The 24,312-nt window shown below is 43.7% G+C and carries 14 protein-coding genes; 8 read left to right on the top strand and 6 right to left on the bottom strand.

Features of this window, described 5'->3' with window-relative positions:
• Positions 1 to 25: 25 nt before the first annotated feature.
• Complete coding sequence (locus HRU23_10190; GenBank protein NRA54503.1) at positions 26 to 1,582, bottom strand: methyl-accepting chemotaxis protein; 1,557 nt, start codon at positions 1,580 to 1,582, stop codon at positions 26 to 28.
• Positions 1,583 to 1,747: 165 nt separating this feature from the next.
• On the bottom strand, positions 1,748 to 3,061 hold the full coding sequence (locus HRU23_10185) for a D-serine ammonia-lyase (protein NRA54502.1): 1,314 nt from the start codon (positions 3,059 to 3,061) through the stop codon (positions 1,748 to 1,750).
• Positions 3,062 to 3,189: 128 nt separating this feature from the next.
• On the opposite strand from HRU23_10185, the gene HRU23_10180 reads away from it, so the two are divergent.
• The 6 genes from HRU23_10180 to HRU23_10155 all read left to right on the top strand — a co-directional run bounded on the left by HRU23_10180 (position 3,190) and on the right by HRU23_10155 (position 11,972).
• A complete protein-coding gene (locus tag HRU23_10180; protein ID NRA54501.1) occupies positions 3,190 to 4,086 on the top strand; it encodes a LysR family transcriptional regulator in 897 nt (298 codons plus the stop codon).
• Positions 4,087 to 4,572: 486 nt separating this feature from the next.
• Positions 4,573 to 5,187, top strand: a complete 615-nt coding sequence (gene betI / locus HRU23_10175) for a transcriptional regulator BetI (protein ID NRA54500.1) — start codon at positions 4,573 to 4,575, stop codon at positions 5,185 to 5,187.
• Positions 5,168 to 6,631: a betaine-aldehyde dehydrogenase gene (gene betB / locus HRU23_10170; GenBank protein NRA54499.1), complete on the top strand. Its 1,464-nt coding sequence runs from the start codon at positions 5,168 to 5,170 to the stop codon at positions 6,629 to 6,631. The genes betI and betB overlap by 20 nt, the downstream gene beginning before the upstream one ends.
• A 78-nt stretch (positions 6,632 to 6,709) precedes the next feature.
• The gene (betA, locus tag HRU23_10165) at positions 6,710 to 8,395 is read left to right on the top strand and encodes a choline dehydrogenase (protein NRA54498.1); all 1,686 of its coding nucleotides are present in this window, start codon (positions 6,710 to 6,712) and stop codon (positions 8,393 to 8,395) included.
• A 96-nt stretch (positions 8,396 to 8,491) separates the two neighbouring features.
• Positions 8,492 to 9,709: a BCCT family transporter gene (locus HRU23_10160; GenBank protein NRA54497.1), complete on the top strand. Its 1,218-nt coding sequence runs from the start codon at positions 8,492 to 8,494 to the stop codon at positions 9,707 to 9,709.
• Between the two features lie 160 nt (positions 9,710 to 9,869).
• A complete protein-coding gene (locus HRU23_10155; protein NRA54496.1) occupies positions 9,870 to 11,972 on the top strand; it encodes an MFS transporter in 2,103 nt (700 codons plus the stop codon).
• 59 nt (positions 11,973 to 12,031) lie between these two features.
• On the opposite strand, the gene HRU23_10150 is transcribed toward HRU23_10155, so the two are convergent.
• Positions 12,032 to 13,144 (bottom strand): 1-acyl-sn-glycerol-3-phosphate acyltransferase, encoded by a 1,113-nt coding sequence (locus HRU23_10150; protein ID NRA54495.1) that lies wholly within the window; start codon positions 13,142 to 13,144, stop codon positions 12,032 to 12,034.
• 426 nt (positions 13,145 to 13,570) lie between these two features.
• Here HRU23_10150 and HRU23_10145 point away from each other — a divergent pair, with 426 nt between their 5' ends.
• Positions 13,571 to 18,478 carry a transporter substrate-binding domain-containing protein gene (locus HRU23_10145; protein ID NRA54494.1) on the top strand — a complete coding sequence of 1,636 codons (4,908 nt, stop codon included), beginning with the start codon at positions 13,571 to 13,573 and terminating at the stop codon, positions 18,476 to 18,478.
• Between the two features lie 449 nt (positions 18,479 to 18,927).
• Here the strand turns inward: HRU23_10145 and ycjG are convergent, their stop codons facing one another.
• From ycjG to HRU23_10130, 3 genes are all read right to left on the bottom strand, one after another.
• Positions 18,928 to 19,968: an L-Ala-D/L-Glu epimerase gene (gene ycjG, locus HRU23_10140; protein ID NRA54493.1), complete on the bottom strand. Its 1,041-nt coding sequence runs from the start codon at positions 19,966 to 19,968 to the stop codon at positions 18,928 to 18,930.
• A 1-nt stretch (position 19,969) separates the two neighbouring features.
• Positions 19,970 to 20,977: a DUF1611 domain-containing protein gene (locus tag HRU23_10135; GenBank protein NRA54492.1), complete on the bottom strand. Its 1,008-nt coding sequence runs from the start codon at positions 20,975 to 20,977 to the stop codon at positions 19,970 to 19,972.
• Between the two features lie 172 nt (positions 20,978 to 21,149).
• A complete protein-coding gene (locus HRU23_10130; GenBank protein NRA54491.1) occupies positions 21,150 to 22,055 on the bottom strand; it encodes a LysR family transcriptional regulator in 906 nt (301 codons plus the stop codon).
• A 245-nt stretch (positions 22,056 to 22,300) separates the two neighbouring features.
• On the opposite strand from HRU23_10130, the gene HRU23_10125 reads away from it, so the two are divergent.
• Entirely contained in the window at positions 22,301 to 24,037 is a 1,737-nt protein-coding gene (locus HRU23_10125; GenBank protein ID NRA54490.1) for a methyltransferase domain-containing protein, read from the top strand.
• Positions 24,038 to 24,312 lie beyond the last annotated feature (275 nt).

Genomic DNA, 24,312 nt, shown 5'->3' with positions numbered 1-24,312 from the left:
AGCCGCTACCCTTAAAACCTAATCATTACGACGCCAAAGACTGCATAATTTGTTTGACCGCTTTAGACAACTCGATCGATGAATTAGCGGTTTGCTGCGACAATATTTCAGTCGCCTTAATTTCACCACTAATCGCGGTCAACATCTGATGAACATTATCGCTAACGGCTCGTTGCTGCTGTGCGGTATCAGTGTTTTGACGGTTCATTTGATTGATCGAATCAATGGAGCCGCTAATAGTCGCCATGCTTTTTCCTGATTTGTTAATATTGGCAACGCAGATATTAGCCTGACTCTTAGCCTGTTTGGTGACAGTTTCAGCGTCGAGCGACTCTTGCTGCAAGGTATTGATGGTTGCTTTAATCTGCTTGGTCGATTCTTGGGTTTTATTGGCTAACGCCCGTACTTCATCGGCCACCACGGCAAAACCTCGTCCTTGTTCTCCTGCGCGGGCCGCTTCTATTGCGGCATTGAGCGCTAATAAATTAGTTTGCTCAGCAATGCCGGTAATGATTTCAAGAATTTTACCAATTTCATTCGATGCCACCCTTAAGCTCGATAGTCGGTTTAATACGCTGTCTAGTCCCTGAGCTAAGCTGTTGATATCGGTTATTGTGTTGTTGACCAATACTGTCGAACGCTCGGTTTCTTGGGTCATGACCTGGGTTTCATCGGTGGTTAATAAAATGTTATGGGCCACTTCTTCAACATTTGAAACCAGCTGGCTGAACGCATATTGCATCTGGACAATTTCACGGCTCTGACAAGCTAACGATTGATTATTTTGCTCGGCAACGACAGAGGTACTTAAGCTTAACGCCGACAAATCGCGTGATGAATGATCAACCCGGCCGATCATAGTGCGGCGCTGGGCTTGGTTCATTTTTAAATGGGTCATTAATTGGCCAGCACCACTGGTTGAATCTCCGTACAGTTCGTTAAGGATTGGCGAGTTGATGTGTTGCTTTGATTGCGCGATTAATTGGCGAAATGGCGCGATTAACATCCAGCCGATTGTTGCGACAACTAAACCCGAGGTTGCAGTAACGGTAGCGGCGGTAACTCCCGACAAATCAAACGCATAATTAGTTATAGCCGGGATCAGGCAACCAGCAATGACAGTGGCAGGCACCGTGGTGCTTAAGCGTAAATCTTTTAGTTTTATCCGTGATTTATTGTTGTTTAAACGCTGATATAACCGGGCTGCGCTAATAATGTCTTCTGCTAAGGGCTTAGTACGAACTGACTGATAACCCACGACCTCGCCATTTTCTTTCAGGGTTGTCACATAGGCGTTTACCCAATAGTAATCACCATTGCTACAGCGATTTTTTATCACGGCCATATAAGGCTTGTCGGCTTGCAGGTGTTGCCACATTTCAGCAAAAATTGCCGCTGGTACGTCTGGGTGGCGCACCATATTATGTGGTTTACCGATCAATTCGTGCTGGGAAAAACCAGCGTAATTAATAAACTCATCGTTACATAAAGTGATGTTACCTTGCAGATCCGTGGTAGAAATTAGTAAAGCATGTTCACTTAATACGACTTCGCTTTCAGTGATAGGTTGGTTATTTCTCATTGTCATTCCGAGCGGGTTAATTAAACAAAATAAAATGTAGTCGCTTGAAAATACAACACTTGTTGCTGCTACTTATTGATCCTTATCATTTTAGTTACTAACAGTGGTTAATTTTTAGCATAACTCAAGGCAAACTTATGCTTAGCCTTGAGTGCGTACTGGTCACTAACGATTAAGTAATGCCGCCTTGTCGAGGTAGCGTTGATACTCTTGTTGGGGCACCAAAGAGCCGCCAGTGAGCCAGGCGATGTGGCAGCTGTTGTGCATATGGGCTGTTAGCTGATGGCTGGTCAAATAGTGTTTTCCAGCAGCGGTATTAAGCATCACTGGGCCAAGGCACCCAATGGCGGCTGAAGGTTCAACTTCAACATTCTCAAGGGTCTTAAGCTGTAACAACTGTTGATAAAGTTGGTTGTCGGTTGCGGTATATACGCCAGAGAGTTGATCCCTAATTGCATCGCATACCCATTGTGATGCCGTACCCACCGCTAGGCCATCGGCGTCGGTGTCTATGGTTAAACCGAAATCGTAAACGGTGGCCGGGCTTGAATTTGGCGCGCCAGCCATGCCTAATAACATGCAAGGTGCTTGTACTGGTTCGGCAAAAAAACAATGAACATTAGCGCCGAATATCGCTTTAAGCCCAAAGGTAATGCCGCCGGGCGCACCGCCAACTCCTGCGGGTAAATAAACAAATAATGGGTGCTGAGCATCAACGCGAATGTTGGCTGCCTTAAGTTGCTCTTTTAAGCGTAAGGCTGCCACCGCATAACCCATAAATAACTTGGTTGAGGTTTCGTCGTCAACGAAATAACTGTAAGGATCAGCCTCGGCTTGAGCGCGACCTGCCGCGACGGCTGCGCCATAATCGGCATCGTGTTCAACGACCACCACGCCACGTTTGCGTAAACGATCTTTTTTCCATTGTTTGGCATCCGTCGACATATGAACCACGGCTTTAAAACCCAAGCTTTCGGCCATAATACCAATGCTTAAGCCTAAGTTGCCGGTGCTGCCAACGGCTAAGGTATATTGGGCAAACAACTGACGAGCGTTACCACTAAGCAGATTACAGTAATCATCATCAGTATTTTTAAGTAAACCCTGCTCAAGCGCGAGCTGTTCGGCAAAACATAACACCTCGTGAATGCCACCACGGGCTTTAATTGAACCAGCAATGGGTAATTGATGGTCAGCCTTTAACAGTAATTTTCCGCCCAATGGATTTATTTTTTGATTAAGTTTATCAGCGACTAAAATTGATGACTCGATGAGGCCGTTAGTTGGTTCAAGCTCGCTAAATAATTGTTCAAGCAGCGGCGCAAAGCGCGCGAGGCGTGCCGCTGCGTCATCTAGTTGAGCGCGGTCTGGCTTGGCAGGCGCTGTCGCACTGTGTTGATAACTGTTGTTTAGCCAGAACAAGGGCTGGCCGCTGCGGATCTGTTGTTGCTGTATAGCCGTGATGTTAAGCGAGGTCATAATAGCGCCTGATGAAATTGGTGTGAGGCTGATTTTGTGGTAGTTTAGCGATAAAAACAAACGATAGTTTCTTAACCACTGTTTAGAAAAACTAAACAGTTGTCCTCTAGTCAGTTACTGAGCCAATCATGCCTAAACCCAGTCCACGGATTTTTTCTGCATTAATCTATTTCGAGGCCTGTGGCCGTTTATTGAGTTTTTCGGCAGCGGCGCGCGAGCTGCACTTAACCACAGGTGCAGTCAGCCAGCAGATCAGGAAATTGGAACAACAGCTAGCGTTACAACTCTTTATTCGCCACGGACAGGGCGTAGAGCTAACACCAGCAGGTAATGAGCTGTTAGCGGTAATGCAACAATCCGTTGGATCAATTAGCGCAGTGTTGGCGCGGCTGCAGGTATCGCCCGCCAGTGACGTTATCCGATTAAAATCTACACCTTCATTAGTATTTAAGTGGCTTATTCCTAAATTGCAGCAGTTTAAAAATGAATTCCCACAATTAAAGATCGAAACTTACGCCGACGCTGCTTTACTTGACTTAACACGCGACGATTTTGACTTAGCAATCGACTATTCCACAGGTGATTATCAGCACGTAACGGCGACCTTGCTGATGAGTGAGCAACTGCTGCCTGTAGCGAGCCCTGAATATGTCGCGGGATTAGATCTGGCCAATCAGCAAGTGTGGGATCAAATCTCTTTATTACATGATTCAATGCCGTGGGCCGGTGCGGCCCGTGATGCGGAATGGCGTTATTGGCTGGATCGGTCGGGATTAAACTCGGTGGCCAGCGAGCAAGGGCATTATTTTAACCGTTCTGATATGGCGATAGCGGCGGCAGAGGCCGGATTAGGCGTGGCACTGGCGCGGCGTTCTTTGGTCACCACTGAATTGACCAGTGGTCGCTTGATTTCGCCGTGGCCGATGGTGGATTCATGCTGCGATTACTATTTATTGTTGCCAAAACGTCAGGTTTCTAATCAGCAAGCTAAGACTGCGCAAGCTTGGTTGCTCACTCAGGTTTAAGAAAAATTGCTAGCCGCTAGCAGCGTGTTATTGGTTCTGTTGACTGATCCGGGTCGCAAATTATTTATATATTTGCAATAAATTTAGCAGAACTAGTGCTCTTATGGAGCACCATCGATGGAGCTTTGCTCCAAGCTAAATTACTTTAAGTGACTAAAACTGACAATTTACAATTGATAAACATAATTAACTCAAGCCGACGCTTTTTTAACCAATAACGGCGTATTTAAGCTTGTTTGTTGTTTTTATCATTGATTAGCGATCCCAAATAACTAAAATTATCCCTATTTTAGTTAGAGTTGAAACTATTATTTTTATCGTTTATTTATATATTTGAGTCATTTTTAATGAAAAAATTGAATTAAATCAATTTTTGGGGCTGTTTTTGGCAAGTTCAATTACCTTGAGCTAACTTGACAATTTCATCACGAACTATTAAGTTATAGTTAATTGAACGTTCAATTAAAAACGATAAGGGGCCAGCAAGTGCCAAAAGTTGGAGTAAAACCTTTACGTAGACAGCAATTAATTGAAGCAACATTAGAGTCGGTGGCATTGCACGGGTTGCAAAACACCACCATTATCACCATTAGTCGAATTGCTGGCATGTCGTCAGGCATTATCAGTCATTATTTTGGTGGTAAGCAGGAATTAATTGAGGCGAGCATTAAACACATGCTGGATCAGTTGCAACAAGCCTTGCTTGAGCGTATTCGGGTCGACAACCTCAGCCCACACCAGCGTTTAATTTTAATTATAGAAGCAAATTTTACTCCATTTCAGCGCACACCAGTGGCGACCAAGACTTGGCTTAGTTTTTGGGCGCAGTCGATGCACAACTCACGACTCGCCAGACTGCAATCGATTAACAGTCGCCGCCTTTATAGCAACTTATGCTTCTCGTTCAAACAAATATTTGATGACCAACAAGCAATACATGCCGCAAAACAAACCGCGGCGATGATTGATGGGTTCTGGCTGCGCAGTGCGTTAAGCCCCGACCCAAAACAAGAATTTATATTAGCAGAAACACTGTGTAAAAAATTTATACACGATCTGCTAAAACAGCCTGGAGAAACACATGTCCCTAACAAAATATAATAACTTTATTGCCGGAGCTTATGTAGCGAATGATAGCGGCGAAACTTTCGATGTTATTAACCCCGCGACCGCCCAAGTTATATATCAAGTTGAAGTAGCGGATGAAAAAATTAAACAACAGGCAATCGCTAGTGCCAAAGTAGGTTTTGCTGCTTGGTCGGCGATGACCGCGCCAGAGCGCAGCCGTATTTTACTTAAGGCCGTTGAAATTTTGCGTCAACGCAACGACGAACTTGCGGCGATTGAAGTATTAGACACCGGTAAGCCTTGGCAAGAAGCCAGCGTAGTTGATGTCGCGTCTGGCGCAGACGCAATTGAATTCTTTGCGGGTTTAGCCCCAAGCATTGAAGGCAACCAGCAGCAAGTCGGTGACGATTTCTATTACACCCGCCGCGAAGCATTAGGTATTTGTGCTGGTATTGGCGCGTGGAACTACCCATTGCAAATTGCATGTTGGAAGGCGGCTCCGGCACTAGCGTGCGGTAACGTTATGATCTTCAAACCGTCAGAAGAAACCCCACTGGGCGCGTTAAAACTAGCTGAAATATTTATTGAAGCAGGCATGCCGCCTGGCGTATTTAACGTGGTGCAAGGTGCTGGCGAAGTGGGTGCTTGGTTAAGTCATCACCCTGAAATTGCGAAAGTGTCTTTCACTGGTGAAGTTGGTACTGGTAAAAAAGTAATGGCCGGCGCAGCGACCACCTTAAAAGATGTCACGATGGAACTGGGTGGAAAATCACCATTAATAATTTTTGACGACGCAGATGTCGACAATGCCGTATCTGCAGCGATGTTAGGTAATTTTTATACGCAGGGCGAAATCTGTACCAATGGTACCCGAGTTTTCGTGCAAAAAGGTATTTACCCTCAGTTTATCGAGAAGCTACTACAGCGTACCAATAACAACATTATTGTTGGTGACCCGATGAACCCTGACACTAACTTTGGCGCGCTAATTTCAGCTAAGCATCAGCAGTTGGTTTTAGGCTATATCAAGCAGGGTATTGACGGTGGCGCGACCTTGTTAACGGGCGGCACAGCACTTTCTCCTGACAATGCACCACAAGGTTATTTTGTCGCGCCAACAATCTTTACCGATTGCCAAGACGATATGACTATCGTGCGCGAAGAAATCTTTGGCCCAGTAATGTCGGTATTAACGTTTGATACCGAAGAAGAAGTCATTAAACGTGCTAATGACACGGAATTTGGCTTAGCGGCTGGGGTATTTACCCAAGACATTACCAGAGCGCATCGGGTTATTCACCAAATGCAGGCCGGTATTTGTTGGATCAACAACTACGGCGCATCACCTGCTGAAATGCCAGTTGGCGGTTACAAACAGTCGGGCATTGGTCGTGAAAATGGCTTAGCTACGCTTAACCATTACACCCAAATAAAGTCAGTTTACGTTGGACTTACACCGCTAGAAAGCCCGTTTTAATTAAGGCGCAGTGAAAGTTATTTGGCTGCTGCGTTGTTAGCGGCGGTCATCAGTAAATTGATTTTTGAAGAGAATACTATGAATACAGAAAATTACGATTATATCATTGTCGGCGCTGGTTCTGCCGGTTGTGTCTTGGCCAATCGCCTAAGCGAAGATAGTAACAACAATGTATTGTTGTTAGAAACTGGTGGCAGCGACCGCAGTATCTTTATCCAAATGCCAACCGCCTTATCTATTCCGATGAACACCAAAAAGTACGCATGGCAGTTTGAAAGCCAACCTGAGCCATTTTTAGATAATCGCCGGATGCATTGTCCGCGCGGCAAGGTATTAGGTGGTTCTTCGTCAATTAATGGCATGGTTTATGTACGTGGTCACGCCAGAGACTTTGACGAATGGCAGAGCTCAGGCGCGCAAGAGTGGGATTATTCTCATTGCTTACCTTATTTTAAAAAGGCCGAAACTTGGGCCTTTGGCGCTGATGAATACCGTGGCGATACCGGACCATTAGGGGTTAACAACGGCAACAAAATGGCCAACCCACTTTATAAAGCTTTTGTTGATGCGGGTGTTGAAGCCGGTTATTTCCCAACCGCAGATTATAACGGACGTCAGCAAGAAGGTTTTGGCCCAATGCACATGACCGTTAAAGACGGTGTGCGTTGTTCTAGCTCTAATGCTTATTTACGTCCTGCGATGTCACGTAGCAACTTAACGGTTATTACTCATGCTTTGGTTCATCAGGTACTGATCGAAGACAAAAAAGCCGTTGGCGTGCGTTATGAACGTAAAGGTAAAACAATTGACTTACGCGTCAACAAAGAAGTGATTTTATCGGCTGGTTCAATTGGTTCACCGCATATTTTACAGTTGTCTGGGGTTGGCCCGGCGCAAGTATTAAAAGACGCTGGCATTGAGGTAAAGCTCGACCTGCCAGGTGTTGGTCAAAACTTGCAAGATCATCTTGAGTTCTATTTCCAATTTAAGTGTAAAGAGCCAATCTCGCTTAACGGCAAATTAGGTTTGTGGGATAAGTTCTTAATTGGCGCGCGTTGGATCTTAACCAAAGACGGTTTGGGTGCGACTAACCATTTTGAATCTTGTGGTTTTATTCGTTCAAAAGCCAATGTTGAATGGCCAGATCTGCAATATCATTTCTTACCTGCAGCAATGCGTTATGACGGTAAAGAAGCTTTCGCAGGGCATGGTTTTCAAGTACATATTGGCCATAACAAGCCGAAAAGTCGCGGCAGTGTTAATGCGATATCGAGCGATCCTAAAGCGCACCCACAGATTAAATTTAATTACCTAGAACACGAAGACGATCGCGAAGGTTTTAGAGCCTGTGTTCGCCTGACGCGTGAAATTATTAACCAGCCAGCACTGGATAAGTACCGTGGCGATGAAATTCAGCCGGGTACGGCTATTCAAACTGATGAACAAATAGATGCTTTTGTTCGCCAGTCGGTTGAAAGCGCTTATCACCCATCTTGTTCGTGCAAAATGGGCGAAGACGAACTTGCCGTAGTCGACTCGCAAACACGAGTTCGTGGCATAGAAAATTTACGGGTGGTTGACTCGTCTATTTTCCCAACCATTCCTAATGGTAATCTCAACGCACCAACAATTATGGTGGCAGAGCGGGCAGCAGATTTGATCCGCGGGAAAACAGCGTTATCACCAGTAAATGCCGCCGTTGATATTGTGCCAGATTGGCAAGAGCAACAGCGACCAGCAGCACCAAAACGGTCAGAACAATAACGGCCAAATAATAGAAAAACTACCAAAAATATTAATAAGAAGAGGGGAAAGTTATATGATTATCGTAAGTCACGCAATTAGTAGGGGGTCAGTATTATGACAGCTTGGTTATCAGCAGGAATTATATTTACCTTCGTAGCTATCGCATTTGTGCTATATCGTTGGGGTAATGTCCGCTGCATCGGCGTGACGCCGGTTAAAACATTTACGTTTATTGCAATACTATTTACGTCAGGACTTGATGTTGGTTTAATCATGTTCCCATTAACAGAGTTTGCCGGTTATGCCGATTTAGCGGCAAGCCCTGAATATAGCTTTACTAATCCGTTAGCGATTGAGTTTGGTTTTTGGGCATTTTTAATCTGGGGCTTCTACTTCCTGACTTGTTTTTACTTTTGCATCATTGAACCGCGGGTTAAGTTTTTTGAATTGCCGTTAATTAAATTAATTAACAATGTCGTGATAATCGGCACCTGTGCATTCACCGCTTACCTGTTGTTAACCAATTTGCCTTGGTACATGCCACAAGTCGGCGATGGTGAAACCATTGTCTCGACCTTTTACCTGATCGTGTTCGTGGTTATTGCCGCAGCGGTTTATTCAAGCACCAGCATTCGTTACGTTCGAATTTTAAGCTTGGCGACTACATGGGCTTTCCTTGGCCTGATTGTTGTGATGTGGGCCGGCGCGTTCCTGACCGATGTTTCAGGTGTTAGTGAGTTTGTAACAACCTTCGCCATGCTTGGTGGTTACTTCGGTAACATTCATCAATTCGTATTGCCACTTAATGATTACCATGAGTTTTATTTGTTCTGGTGGTTTGCGTGGAGCATTATGATTGGTCAGTTTACCTCACGTTTTGTGGGTGGTTTACGTACTTATCAGGTGCTAGCTGCAATGATGATTATTCCGTCAATTCCTATTGCCGCTTGGTTTACCGTGTTGTATTACTACAGCAGCAACAGCCTTGATATGACTGGTTTTTACAACCTAGCCATGGTGATTGTTGGCATTACCTTTGTGGTTAACTCGCTTGATTCATTGATCCGCTTGTACACCGACAACCTTGGCTTAAGTGTCGCTAAACTGGGTAAAGTTAAGTATATGGTCGGTAACGTTGTTGCGTTAAGCCTGCTGACTTTACTGTTTAAGCTAGACTTCTTGCAAATCCAATGGGTTGGCGCAGTCGTTATCGGTTTATTCTTTGCTTGTTTAGGGTACATCTTAGTTAAGAAGTACCAGAGCGTTAGTGCCATTGAGTCTTCTCCTGAAGAAAACGAAATGGACTTTAAGAAAATTGATCTACTGAATTAATCCTTACTTTAATTCTTGTAGTACTTATAACGGCCCCTTTTATTGAAAGGGGCCGTTTTTTTATCCATTTCAGTATTGTATCGGCAGCAAATATTAGTTAAGTTTCTGTTTAGCCAAACACCTTGGCATTGTGCATTAGTTATTTAGCAAGGATCCCTCTATGTACTCAGCTTTTATGCCGCTAATTTCATTGTTTATTAGCTGCTTTTTACTATTACTTGGTAATGGTTTAATTAACATCTTATTGCCGGTTCGAATGGGCTTAGACGGGATCCATACCGATACTATCGGTATGATTGTTTCGCTGTATTTTGTTGGCTTATTGCTGGGGGCTTATTTTAGTATTAATTTAATTAGGCAGGCTGGGCATGTCCGAATGTTTGCGGGTTGTCTGGCGTTAGGCGCCGTAAGCATTCTAATTTGCAGTCTTTATGCGGACCCATTGCTGTGGGGTGGCATGCGGGTGGTATTAGGTTTTTGCAATGCCTGTGCTTTTACTGCAATGGAAAGCTGGCTTAGTTCAAGTGCTAACAAAGAAACCCGCGGCAAGGTCTTGGCTTTGTATAACTGTGTCGCGTTGAGTGGTTTGTTTTTTGGTCAATTTTTTATGAATTTTGCACCTGTGCAAGAGACAACGTTGTTTGTGGTGGCTGGCATTATTTTATGTGGGGCGATGATCCCACTAGTACTGAGTAAGCAGCGCGGCCCAGAGCTTGAATCAATCGATGCAATGTCACTGTTGAACTTGTATAAAGCGTCGCCGCTGGGCGTGGTGTCGTGCCTTATTTCAGGTATTTTGTATTCCACTACCTTTAACTTATTACCGATTTTTGCTGGTGATTACGCCATTGTAGATTTTAATTTAACGCTTTATATGGGCGTGGCAATTTTCGGGGCTTTTGTTTTACAATTCCCGGTCGGTTATCTGTCTGATCGTTATGATCGCCGTAGCGTTTTATTGTGCTTGTTGGTGATATCAGCGGTGGTCGACTTGATGATTATATTCTTTGCGGCATCAAACTTTATTGTCGGTATTTTCATTGGCACCATGGTCACCAGTGGCATTATTGCTTGTACTTATCCGCTCAGTATATCTGAGACCTTTGATAAGCTGCGCCAAGGTGAGATGGTTGCAGCTATGGGCTGTTTAATCTTTACCTTTGCATTGGGTGGCATTATTGGTCCCTACGTCGCGTCGAAAGTTATGGCAACCTTTGGCAGTGTCTCCATGTTTTATTTTACCGCCGCTTTTCAGTTATTTTTGGCGACCTTTGTATTGTACCGAATGAATGCACGCCAAGCCTTGCCGGTTGAAGATCAAGAAAACTTTGTTATGCACAGCGGTGCAATGTCTTCGGCGATTGATTTCGATCCTCGAACCGAATATATCGAACCAGAACCTGAGTTTGGCGTTGAAGTTGAAGCGACCATGCTGGTGGCCGAAACAGATCCTGCTGCGGCGGTAAACATGGCGCTAGCGTTGGCTAAAAGCGATCCCGAGCTGGGGGTTGATGTGGCAGGGGCAATTGCGGCGTCTGATGACATTGACGTGCTGCGTTTGTACGAAGTGATGAAACAAACTATTCCAGAACAGATCCCTGAGATAACTCGGGTTCTGGTCATGGCACAGCCAGATTTTGGCTATAAGTTAGTGAAAAAATTGGCAGAATGGCACCCAGAACAAGTGGTGGAAATTGCTGCAGAAATTGGCCGGACATTACCTGAACTACGGGTTGAAATGGCACGAATAGCGGTTGAGTCGGCGCCAGAGACAGCGACTCAGGTTGCCGAATATTATGCTGAAGTGCTGGCCGAAGAGCGTGAAGCACTGCGACCTGCCGATCGCGATTATGACAACAGTGAAGAAGAGGCGGTTAACATTGTCTCGCAAATTTGGGAATCAGCCCCTGAAGAAGAAGCACTTGATGTGGCCGTGGCAATGGTCGACGCAATGCCAGAATCTGCGGTGTTAGTTGCCGAAGAATACATGGCAAGCCAATGTAACGATGAATATGACGAAGAGTACGATGCAAGCACCGACGACGAGCCAGTAGAGCAGGCACAAGAAGAGTATCAAGAGACGGTTGAGCTAGTATCACGTTTGGCTGAAGTGGCGCCTGAACAAGCGATGGATATTGCGGTAGCGGTATTAGAAATAAACCCAAGTTCGGCTTCTGAAGTGGTTGATGCAATAAGTGCCGGTAATGAGTCGATTGACGGTGAATGGGTTAATGCAATATCAGACAAGCCTGAAGAAACTTAAACAGACCAGTGGCATTGTTGTCACAAGCCACTAGCGCTGATTAGTGCTGCCTATTGGGCTTAATCGGCAAGCTTGGTTTGGTTTGTTTTTGCCACTACCGGATTAGCATACATTGCGAGTAACCAGCGTTGCTGATCTTGATCGAGCGGTTGTAGTCGCTCGGTTAAGTAACTAGGCAATGACTTGCTAGTATCTTGATCGTTAAGGCGCGCTTCAGCGGCAATATTACTGTCATACAATTTATAATTTTTAATGATTTGGCGATCTATTTCTGCCGCAATGGCTTTGCTATTCTCGTAATCACCGAGGATTGGCGTACCAAATTCGATATGGATTAGGCCTTTATGGCCAAGCAGACCCTGCGTAATACTTTTAAGATCTTCCCCTTCAGCTTTTTGGTAACTGCCAGTCGCTTCTATCGTTGCTAGCTCTTTGGCTTTGTCGCTATCGCAAGGATCGAACTGATAAGATATTGATACCGGGACAATATTAAGCTGTTCAAGATATTCGGAAATCGGCTGCTTTTTGTCTTTGTTAAGTAATAGCATTGAAATAAGTGCAGCATTGGTTTTGTCGATGCCATCTTTGGCTCGGCCTTCGCGCTGGGCGATCCAAACGTTGTGATCATTTTCAGTCAGGGTGTGATGAATATAAGCGGAAAGGTTTTTTGACGCGTTAAGCATGGCGCGTTTGGTATCAAGATTGCGCCGAACAATAAAACTTTTATTCAAACGCATTAAGTCAGCTATCCACGGCTTGCTCAGTAAATTATCACCAATCGCAATTTCAACCGTCGTTTGTTCGCATTTAAATAACGCCAGATTAATCAAAGCAGGATCTAATGCAATGTCACGGTGGTTGCTAATAAATAGGGTTGGTTTGCTCATGTCGAGCTGTCTAAGGCCGTTAAATGAAAAACCGTCGGTGCTCTTTTTGATTAGTTGACGAAGATATTTAGCAACTTCGCTTTGAATCGAGTCGACGGTGGTAAAACGTTTAAGTTTCCATTGCAGTGATAGCTTAACGAGAAGGCGGCAAATTTGGGGAAAAACACGGTAAAGCTTAGGAGTGGCGTAACTGGCAATTGAAGCTTGCAGTGCCGGTTCATTAATTAGTCGTTGAATAACCGGAACAACCTCATCGTCGCGATAAGGGCGAATATCATCAAACATTTATCTCTCTCGAATGTGCAGCTGTGGCAGAATTTTTAAGTAAGAGTGACTATTATGCGGATTTATTTTTGCTAATGATAGTGCTGTTTTTTTGCCCTTAACACCGCTGCACCATGGTTTTAAATAGGAATGTTATTGTCACAACAGCCAGCGGTAACTAATACCGAGCATAAATCGCAAGCTTAATCCTTGCCCCAGCTGAAGCTATCGGGTGAGTATTTAAATTCTAAGTTCGTGTATGGCCTTGGTCTAAATGGATCTTGCCAGCTTGGCAGGTGACCAGTTAGCGTGATTATAAAATTGACCGTAAATAGGTCAATATTTTTTATCAGTTCTATAATTAACAATTATTTCAATAAAAACCTCAACCTTGGATTAGGCATAGCGTTGCCTAGCGCTGTTAAACATTAGCGGGGACGTTTGATAATGGTAAAACAACGGCAGCAAATTTTGTTGATGTTACTGTTGTGGGTAACGTTGTTAACGCACACCGTGACAATTAGAGTGCACGCGTCGACACCTGATGTTATCCATATTGCGATTGCGAAAAATATTCCGCCTTACAGCTTTGTTGACAATCAAGGAGAGGTTAAAGGACTGCTGATTGATTACTGGCGACTGTGGGCGCGAAAATTAAATAAAGACATTGAATTTGTTTCAGTTAATTGGCAAGACTCGATCCCTGCCTTAAAAACAGACCGTATTGATATTCATTTTGGCTTGCTTGACGCTCAAGATTTTTACCCCTCTGGTGCCAAGGTTTTTCCATTCTACAAAGCTTTGACCCGTTATTATTTTAAAAAAGACAGCAATATTAATAGCTTGATTGATCTTAAAGGTAAACGTATTGGCATCATAAACATTCCGGTCTATAAAAAACATTTAGAACAAAAATTACCCTTCGCCACTGTGCTCAAGTTTAACTCGTTTGACGAGCTGTTTTTGGCGGCACAAAACAATGAAATTGATGCTTTTTTGAATGAAACGGTGACAACTTGGCACCAATTGGTCAGCCGTTATCAATATCAAGATTTTAAGGCGCTAGATGATTTTGAAGCAATTAACTTTTTTTACGCTCTTACTCAGTCTAATAATCGTGATATGAAATATTTAATCCAGCAGGGCATGAATAAAATATCAGAGCAAGAAATGATTAAAATCGAGCAACGTTGGATCTTTAATCAACAATTACAGTTATTAGCCAATACCAACAAACAAAGCTTGTTAAGCAAACAAGAGAGACAATGGCTGGAGCGCCAGCCAACGGCTATTCAGATTGGTAGTATCGATCAATGGGCACCGTGGATGTTGCGTGATAATTCCAACCAGAGAGTTGGCTTGAATGTTGATTTAATTAACCTAATAAACAGTAATTTAGGAACTAATATCGAGCTTAAGTATTATGTAATTTGGGCTGATGCATTAACCGATGTCATTAATGACCGGCTTGATGGTGTTTTAAGCTTGTCGAAAACAGCTGAGCGCGAACAAAAAATTATATATTCACCGAGTTATTATTACACGGCTCATGAGTTGGTGGTGCAACAGGATAATAATAGCATTACTAGCCTTGCTGATTTAGCCACAAAGCGGGTAGCTGCATTTAAAGGTCATGTACTGACCGAACAAATAGAGCAAGATATAGCGACTGCAGAAATCGTTTACGTCACTAGTATTAGCCAAGCGTACCAAATGCTAAAGGATAACCAAGTCGATGCCGCTGTCGGCACCCTTTTCGATCTAGAACAACTGCGTAAACTTGGATTAAAGGTTGCCACGTCCATTGAAAGCGATATCGGTAACTTGCATATCGGCATTGCTAAATCACAGCCGATGCTGGGGAAAATTATTACCAAGGGCATTAACTCGATCACCAGTCAGCAGCGCAGTTGGTTGTTTGACAAGTGGGTTACTTCATTTAACAAACAATCTAAATTTAGCGTGGCAGAGCACCGGTTTATTGCCAATAACACAACGATAACAGTTGGTATTGAGCCGTGGCCACCGATAATTTTTAGTGATGACGGTAAAAAAGTTAATGGTATTGTTGGAGAGTTATTACAACATGTGACCAAGAGCTCTGGTCTGTCATTTAAGCTGGTAACCGGAGAGTGGGCCGATTTATTAGCTGACTTTAAGCTGGGTAAAATCGACTTGTTACCTTCGGCATCCTTTTCAGAAAAACGGGCTAAATTTGGCCTGTATGGTGATGGTTACCTTGAGTTGGCGGCATCAATTTTTGTGCTTGAAACCTTAAATAGAATTGAGTCCCTTAGTGATTTGTCTGAGCTAACACTGGCGATTGTTAAAGGCGACGCCTTAATTGACCCGGTACAGCGTTTGTTTCCTGAGATTAACATTGTATTGACCCCAAATACGGCTAACTCAATTAGTCGGTTATTGAGCGGCGAGGTTAATGCTATTTTCGGGCTCGAAGCGGTAGTGGTTTCACAGCTAAAAAACAGTTTAACCACCGGGGTTAAACTGATTAGACAAACAGATATTGCAGCTGGCAAGTTGCATTTTCTTTCTCGGCTAGGCCAGCCTTTGTTGCAGTCGGTATTAAACAAGTCATTAGCGAGCATCGATAAATCGCAACGTTTTGAAATATTTGAGCGTTGGATTGGCCGTAGCCAATCAAAAAAATTATTAAACATTGCCTTTGGTCTAGGGCGTGAGCCTTATGTTATTGAAAAAAGACAAGTTAAAGGTATTGAGTATGATTTGTTAAAACAAATATTTTCGATCAGTAATATTGATATCGTCGCCACGAATGCATTGTCGATACCGCAACTAAATAGTGCGCTTGATGATTTCCCCTCGGTTGATGCGGTAGCAAATGTCAGTGAAATATCCGACAACCATTTTTATGCTGGTGGCTTTATTCACTTTAATAATGTTGTGATTACCAGTAAAGCCAGCAGGTTAGCGATAAATTCGCTGGCCGACTTGAAAGGCAAGTCGATTTTGGCGTTTGATAATGCCTATAAATATTTGGGCGATGAATATTTCGCGTTGTTTAATCCCCAGCAGCGTCCAGACTCATATCAAGAATCAGTGTATTTAGGGCGCCAGTTTAATGATTTATTATCTGGCGCGGTCGATGCGGTAGTAATTGATAAGACGATATTTCAATGGTTTGCAGCCAAAGCTGGCTATGGTGAGTTAGATCTGTTCTCTTTTCATCAAGTATTTCCTGAGACAATCGATTTAGGGGTTAATTTTAGAGATAAAACAACCCGAGATATCTTTAGGAAAAACTTAGCCGAATTAAAGCGTAGTGGTCATTATCAGCATATTATTGATGGCTACACCTCAGGACAAATAGTCAAAAAGGTAGAATTTAGTTCGATAGTGGCGGCGCTGGCCTCTGAATTTATGTTGTTAGAAGATAAATCTCAGCTGCAAGCAATTTTAGACTTGTTAACCTCTTTACCCTATATCAATAAAATTGAAGCTTTTAATACCAATGACCGCTTGTTATATAGCTCATCAAAGCACGTCTCTAAATTCTATCAGCAACGAGACAGTTTTAATTTGTATTCCGGGGTCGGAACCAAGGTCGGATACATCAGAGTTTATTTTGATGAGCAACAAGTGAAATTGCAGTTGGCGCAATCTAAATTAATTCCTGAGATCGCATTTTACAAAAAACTACCGCAATATCAGTCGGTGTGGGAGGTTTATCGGCGATTTAACTTTTTAGATAAACAAATTGAATTTAGTGCCCGCGAAAAAAACTATTTATTAGCACCGCCGATCCTGACTTTTTCAGAAACCAACTGGCAGCCACTTTCTATTGTGACCAATGAGCACTTCAGTGGCATTATGGCTGATTATTTGGCACTGATAACTCAAAAAACCGGGATCGAATTTAAGTATGTGCCTGAAACTGTTTGGCTTGATGCTGTAAAATCATTTAGGCAAGGAGATATTGATTTGCTGCCTGGTGTTGATGGTAATTTTTATGTTGATCAATCCAGCGCATCAACAGACAGTTACGCCAAATATAGATTGGCTATTGTCATGAACAAAAACGATGCTTATGTTGACGATCTTAAAGACTTAACAGGTAAAAACATTGCCTTGCCCAAAGGTCATGTTTCTTACAAATATATTAAAACTAATTACCCCGATCTGGAGATAACAATTACTGCAGATGTCAGCGCGGCATTGCAACTAGTGCGTGAGGGTACTGCCGATGCTTTTGTTGGGCATTTAGCCATTGCTGCTTTTCAAATAGAAAATAATTTTAACGGATTAAGTATTGTCGGTCAGCTCGATTTTGAGATATCACATAGTATCTTACTCAAAAAAGGGCGGCCCTTGTTATTATCTATTTTAAATAAAACCATCGCGTCGATTACCCCCAACCAACACCGAGCTATTCGTAATCGCTGGCTTAAGACCAGCAGCTCGACCGTGGTTGATTACCGCCTAATTTACCAGTTGGTCTTTGTCTTTTGTGTCATCATCTCGTTGATGCTGCTGGTTTTTAAAAAACTCTCTAAAGCCAAAAATTTAATTGAACATAGTCACATCAAATTAGAACAATCGTTAAGAGAGTTACAGCAAGCGCAACAACAGTTAGTAGAAACTGAAAAAATGGCCAGTTTGGGTGGATTAGTCGCAGGTGTTGCCCATGAAATAAATACCCCGGTTGGTATTGGTCTCACCGCGATTAGTCACTTTAGTGAAATAAGCCGTAAGTTGACTGAAAAATATCATCGTAATGCCATGAGTAAACGTGATTTTGATGAGTTTTTGGTGGCGACCGACGAATCGGCCAAAATTATAAATCGTAATTTAGAACGTACCGCTGATTTGGTTAAAAGCTTTAAACAGATATCGGTTGATCAAAGCTCTGACGAGCGCCGCACGTTTAACGTCAAAAACTATACCGATGAAATATTATTAAGCATTCACTACATCACCAAAAAATCTCAGGTCAAAATATCGCTGCAATGTGAAGAACAGTTGGTTATTAACTCTTACCCAGGCGCTTTTTCTCAAATTTTGTCGAATTTAATTATTAACTCAACTATTCATGGTTACCCCAATAACGAAGCCGGGCATATATCGATAAAAATAAGAGAGCAAGATGACAACCTTATTCTGGTTTATCAAGATGATGGCAAGGGGATTTCGCATGAAAATTTATCGAAAATATTTCATCCATTTTTCACGACTAACCGTGAAAATGGTGGCAGTGGGCTAGGGCTAAATATTATTTATAATATTATTACTAATCGACTGCTGGGCACTATTACTTGTAATAGCGAGGAGGGGCAGGGCGTTGAGTTTATTATTCGCTTTAAGATTATTAAAGGCTAGGAACGCAGGATTATATAAATAACAAGGGCGTAGCCTAAGCTACGCCCTACATTATCATCCCTGACACGGTTCATCCATAAACCAGATATAAAATAAAATTACATCTTTTGTCATCCTGACATTCCGATCCTTGGTCCATTTTGCGGTGACATCATCCTGACGTCGGTCTAAATCCTTTCCCTGACATTCAAGGTCAAATCCTTTGGCCTTGTTGCTCCTTGCACAATAAATATTATAGAGGATCGGCATTGCTTGCCATGGTCTTTAATAAAAAATTAAAACGGGCAGTTATTCTATTGGCTAATGTTTGTTATATAAGTAACAAAAACAGGTTGTTATATTTTTGTTGCTTGCTGATGTATTAATCAGCCTTGTATAAACTCACGTACTTGTGAGATATCTCGCACAGCACGCCGGACTATTTACGCCGCGATACTCTCAAGCAGTGATTACTCAGTAGAATTAACCAGCTGGCGTAGCTCTTGATTGTTGCTGTTGCTAGCGCCACCCCAGAGGTGCGCTGGTGGTAATTGCATGATGCCTTGGTCAAAAGCGAATGGCTGCTGGCGATCTTTGGCTAATAATAAGGGACCATCTAAATCGACGAATGCGGCCTGTTGCGCGATGTAATAAGCCGGCGCCATGGCTAGTGACGTGCCAACCATGCAACCAGTCATAATAATAAAACCTTGTTGCTGAGCCGCAGTGAGTAACTGCAAGGCTTCAGTGAGGCCGCCAGTTTTATCAAGCTTAATATTGATTGCCTGATAAAGCCCCGCTAACTTAGGCAAGTCGTCACTGGTATGGCAAGACTCGTCGGCGCAGATGGGTATTACCGAATTGAGCCCGGCTAATTGCTGGTCGTCGCAGCTTGGCAGCGGTTGTTCAATTAGCGCGACATTAAGTTGCTTTAGCTCAGGCAGCAGCTGCTTTAATAAGTCGATGTCCCACGCTTCGTTGGCGTCGATAATAAACCGAGAATTTGGCGCGGCAGCTGCAATAGCACGCATTCGCTCTAATACTAATTCACGGTCCAGCTTTATTTTTATCAGTGGGAACTGATGCAAGCTAGCGGCTTCTTCCGCCATTTTCTCTACTGTGTTAATACCTAAGGTTTGCGCGGTCACTAACGGTTTAACCGTGGGCAATGTTAATAGCTGGCAAACTGATTGCTGTTGCTGTTTGGCGGTTAAATCCCATAAGGCACAATCGAGCGCGTTACGGGCGGCGCCAGCAGGTAACAATGCCAATAAGTCGTGACAGGTCGTGTTATTAGTGAGCTGAGGTAGTACCTGTGATATTTGCGCCATCACCGACTCAACTGTTTCACCATAACGTTCATAAGGCACAGCTTCGGCCCAGCCAGTAAACTGACCGTCGCTTAGGCTAACCACCACAACCTCGGTTTTAGTTCTCGCGCCGCGTGAAATTCTAAACTCTTTGGCCAATGGCCATTGCTGGCGATTAATGGTGCCGCTTAATTGGCTCATTTTACTGCTCCACACTTATTTGATCAATAATCGCATTAACCCCGTGGCGTATTGGATCAACACAAGGCAAGCCCAGTTCCTGCTCAATGGTACGGCAAATATCTAGCGCCTCACTACTACTAACGCTAGACGTATTAATGCTAATGCCAATCACCTTGGCTTGTGGATTAGTTACCCGTGCCGCCGCTACGTTTAGCGCAATAGTGTCGGCTAATGATGGCAAAGCTTGCTGCTTAAGGCCACGCATTGAATCGCGATTAAGCACATGACAAACCACTAAGGCATCGGCTTGAGCGCCATGGAGTAAACCTAGGCTAACGCCAGCAAAAGCTGGGTGGTACAACGAACCTTGACCTTCAATAACGTCCCAATGATCAGCGCTATTTGCGGGTGATAAACCTTCACAAGCACCAGCAATAAAATCTGCCACCACACAATCTATTGCCACGCCGCTGCCAGCAATTAAAATGCCGGATTGACCCGTGGCACGAAAATCAACATTCATACCACGCTTTTTCATCGCGCGTTCAAGACTAAGCGCGGTATACATTTTACCGGCCGAGCAATCGGTACCAACAGTAATTAGGCGTTTACCACTGCGCGGTTCGCCGGTGCCTGTTTTAAATTTTTGTTGCGGATGGCGAATATCGATTAGCTGTAAATTAAGTTCATCGGCCAGCGCTTTAAGTTGCGCAATATCGTTTAATTTGTCGTGTAGGCCACTAACAATATCAAAACCATGGTTTAGCGCTTCGATTAAATAAGGGATCCACTCTGGGGTAATAACACCGCCGTTGTTGGCCAAACCGAGCACTAATGTTTTTGCCCCAGCCTGTTTAGCCTGTTCCATGCTCATGTCAGGTTGGCCCGTGGTAACGCCGCAGCCTGCTAAACGAAACTGACCAGTACACAGCTCGGGGCGCCAATCGGCGACACCGCGCGCCATTTTTATTGAAAAATCGTCGGTAGCATCACCTAAAAAGAGTAAGTATGGCGTTTTGATTTTCATTGGTCTGTTTCCTGCTGATTGGCTAAGGTCGATTAAAACCGACTAAAATTAACTAAAATTTATTAAGAGTGCCTAAAGTGGCTTGGCATTACTTTAAGCGAGCAACCAGCTCAGAGGAAATAGCAAGAATGACCCAGCCCATAACGTTAGGTTATGGGCTGTTACTTAGCGTTTAATTTTGGTGTAAGCCGTGATGGTGGGAATTGGACAATTGGGTCACTAACTCAAGAAAATTATTGGCAACCTGCGACAGCGGTTTATCACCAAGCTGCAAAGCTTTCACCTTAAAATTAAGTGCTGGCTCAATCGCGGCAATAGCGACCTTTTCGCTGAGGTTGCCCCGCGCGGTAAATTCATCAACCACACAAATACCCGCTTGTTGCGCCACTAACTGCGCCGCAATAAAATAGGTTTGCACCTCAATGGTCGGGTTAACGTTAATATTTTCTTGGGTCAGGCGGTTCCAAATAGAATCGCCCAGCGGGCCACTGTCGCCAATGCCAATCACCTCGTGTTGCTCAAGCAATTGCAAGTTAACCTGGGTTGGACTATCGGGCAGCCAGTCACGCGGGTAGATTAAAACCATTTGCGACTGGCAAACCAAATGCTGCTTAATGCCAGGCAAAGGTGGTGGCGAGAACATGAGCGCAAAATCAATCTTGTGCTCAATTAGCGCCTGTAACACTTCGTCGTAATGCATGGTTTTTAAATTAATGCGAACGTTGGGATGGCGCTTTTTATAACTGGCGACCGCCTGTGGTATAAGATCAAAACCCAAGGCGGGCGGCAAGCCAATAGTAATGCTGCCACTGGTTTTGTTTTTAATATTTTGGGCGCAGTTATCAACAGATCTAATCTGGTGATAAACCTTATCGACCTCACCAAAGAGTAAAACCGCTTCTTCGGTCGCAATTAAGCGCCCCTTAACCCGATCAAACAACGCAAAACCTAGTTGTTGCTCAGCATGGGCCAGCACCTTGCTAACCGACGGCTGTGACACATGCAAAAACTCCGCGGCATTAGTGACCGAGCCAGTAACATAAATGGCATGAAAAACTTCAATATGGCGTAAACGCATGGTGTGTTCCGTGTGATTGTTTTGGCGGTTATAAATTTGTGCTGACTCAGCGCTCAGCATCATTGCTCAGTAGCCTAGCACTTTTGCGCGCTGGTGGAATAGCGTTGCTAGATTGTTGATCCAAAATATCTTAATAACGATAGGTTCTGAATGAGATGTAGTTAACAAACGTATTATGTTAAGGTGCTGATTAATTTGGGTTTGTATCGGCATTTAAGATCGGGAAATGACAATGAAGGGAATGAATGTCAGCTAACTTTTATAATCAGCATGCCGAAAAACTGGCTCAGCAGTACCTTTCAAAAACTTTTGAAGAGGTTCACGCGGGTTGGCTGGCGCACCTTAATCCGTTATTGCAGCGAAGCGATGTTCGAATTCTCGATCTTGGCGCAGGCGCAGGGCGCGACAGTAAATATTTCGCCCAGCAAGGGCAAGGGAACAACCTTCAGGTCACCGCAATTGAACCCGCACAAACGTTGGCCGATATAGGCATGCAGCAAACCCAAGGGTTAAATGTTCAATGGTTATCTGATTCATTACCAGCGCTGAGCATTGTCACCAAGCAAGAAATTAGTTTTGATCTTATTTTATTAAGTGCGGTGTGGATGCATATTCCACAATCCGATCGCGCTCGCTCCATTCGCAAACTTGCCAACCTGTTAAAACCCGGTGGCAAACTCGTTATCTCACTACGCCACGGCCCCAGCGGTGACGAACGGGTTATGCACCAAGTTAGCGTCGACGAGTTAACTACACTCGCTAAAACCGTTGGTTTGTTTCCGATACTAATTACCGGAAATGACAGTGATAAGTTAGGTCGCAGCGAAGTGACTTGGCAGACTGTGGTACTGGCGTTGCCAGATGATGGCAGCGGAGCCTTTCCATTTATCCGTCACGTCGCGTTAAATGACGGAAAATCAGGAACTCACAAACTAGCGCTAATGCGAGTATTACTACGGATTGCTGACGGTCACCCCGGCGCGGTTATTCGTCGTGAAGACAATCGCGTTATTTTACCTGCTGGACTGGTGGCTCTTTATTGGTGCCATCAATACAAAATATTAATAGACGATTACAACCTATTCCAAACACCCAATGACAGTATCAACATGGGATTTATGAAAGAAAACGGTTGGCACCAGCTCAGCGATAGAAACGCGTCGGATTATTGTGTTGGCCATTTATTTGAAGGGAATGACGCTAAGGCTGTTCATCGCATGATCAGCGCGGCGGTGCTCAATATCAAAAACATGCCCTGCAAATACATTACCCTACCTAATAGCAAGCAATCTGTTTTCGAGGTGGATAACAATACGGTAAAAGCGAAAGACTCGCTGTTTTTAGATATGGTATCGCTAAGCCAGTGGGGCGAGTTTTCATTACCGGAACACATTTGGCTTAGCTTTAGCCGCTTTGCCTGCTGGGTGGAGCCAGTGTTGGTCAGCGAGTGGGCAAACACCATGGAAAAATACAAGGGTAATGCTTCAGTAGAGCAGCAAGCTAACATTCTAAAATCGCTACAATGGCTGGAAGCTAAACGGACAACAGTTGATGTCCGTGCACGCTTCGATCAAATAAATACTGACGACAATCCCCAGCGTTGTGTCTGGAGCCAAAAGCGCTTAACTCTGCGTGGTAATATGCAAAGTAACGTCCAAATTGATCATTGTTTCCCTTTTGCGCGATGGCCCAATAATGATTTATGGAACTTGCTACCCACAGACGCCAAAACAAACCTAGAAAAAAGTGATCGCCTGCCGACTAAGCAGCGAATGGCTAAAGCCAAAGATCACATCAGTCACTGGTGGCAAACAGCATGGCTCGACAATAATAACCAAGCTCTCAGTAAGCAATTTTTCGCCCAAGCAAATATTGCCTTGCCGGGACTGAAAAGCGATAACACTTCAATTGATGATTTATTCGAAGCCCTGACGTTACAGCGTGGTCGGCTTAAGGATATGCAGCAGTTGCGGGAGTGGTAAAAATAGATGCTAGAGATAATGAATAAAAACAACATTAACAAACTGCTTCAAGCTGTCCTCTATGCGACGATTGCCGTTGGCTTTTCCTGTTTACTTGCTCAAATGAGTATAGTGACAAAAGCTATTTCAATAAGTTCTAACGTGCTGAGCGCGTAATTTATGATCAAAAAATCATTTGCGCAATAAATGCGCAGTAATTTGATTTTAGTTATAAAATCAATAAATAAGGTTGATCTGTATTACCTGAGGCAAAAACTGTCAAAATTGATCGATGA

The organism is Gammaproteobacteria bacterium (genome assembly GCA_013214945.1).
Classification (GTDB): Bacteria; Pseudomonadota; Gammaproteobacteria; order Enterobacterales; family Psychrobiaceae; genus Psychrobium.
Note: the sequence above shows the minus strand (reverse complement) of the source record. Positions and strands in the feature narration are given on the sequence as shown.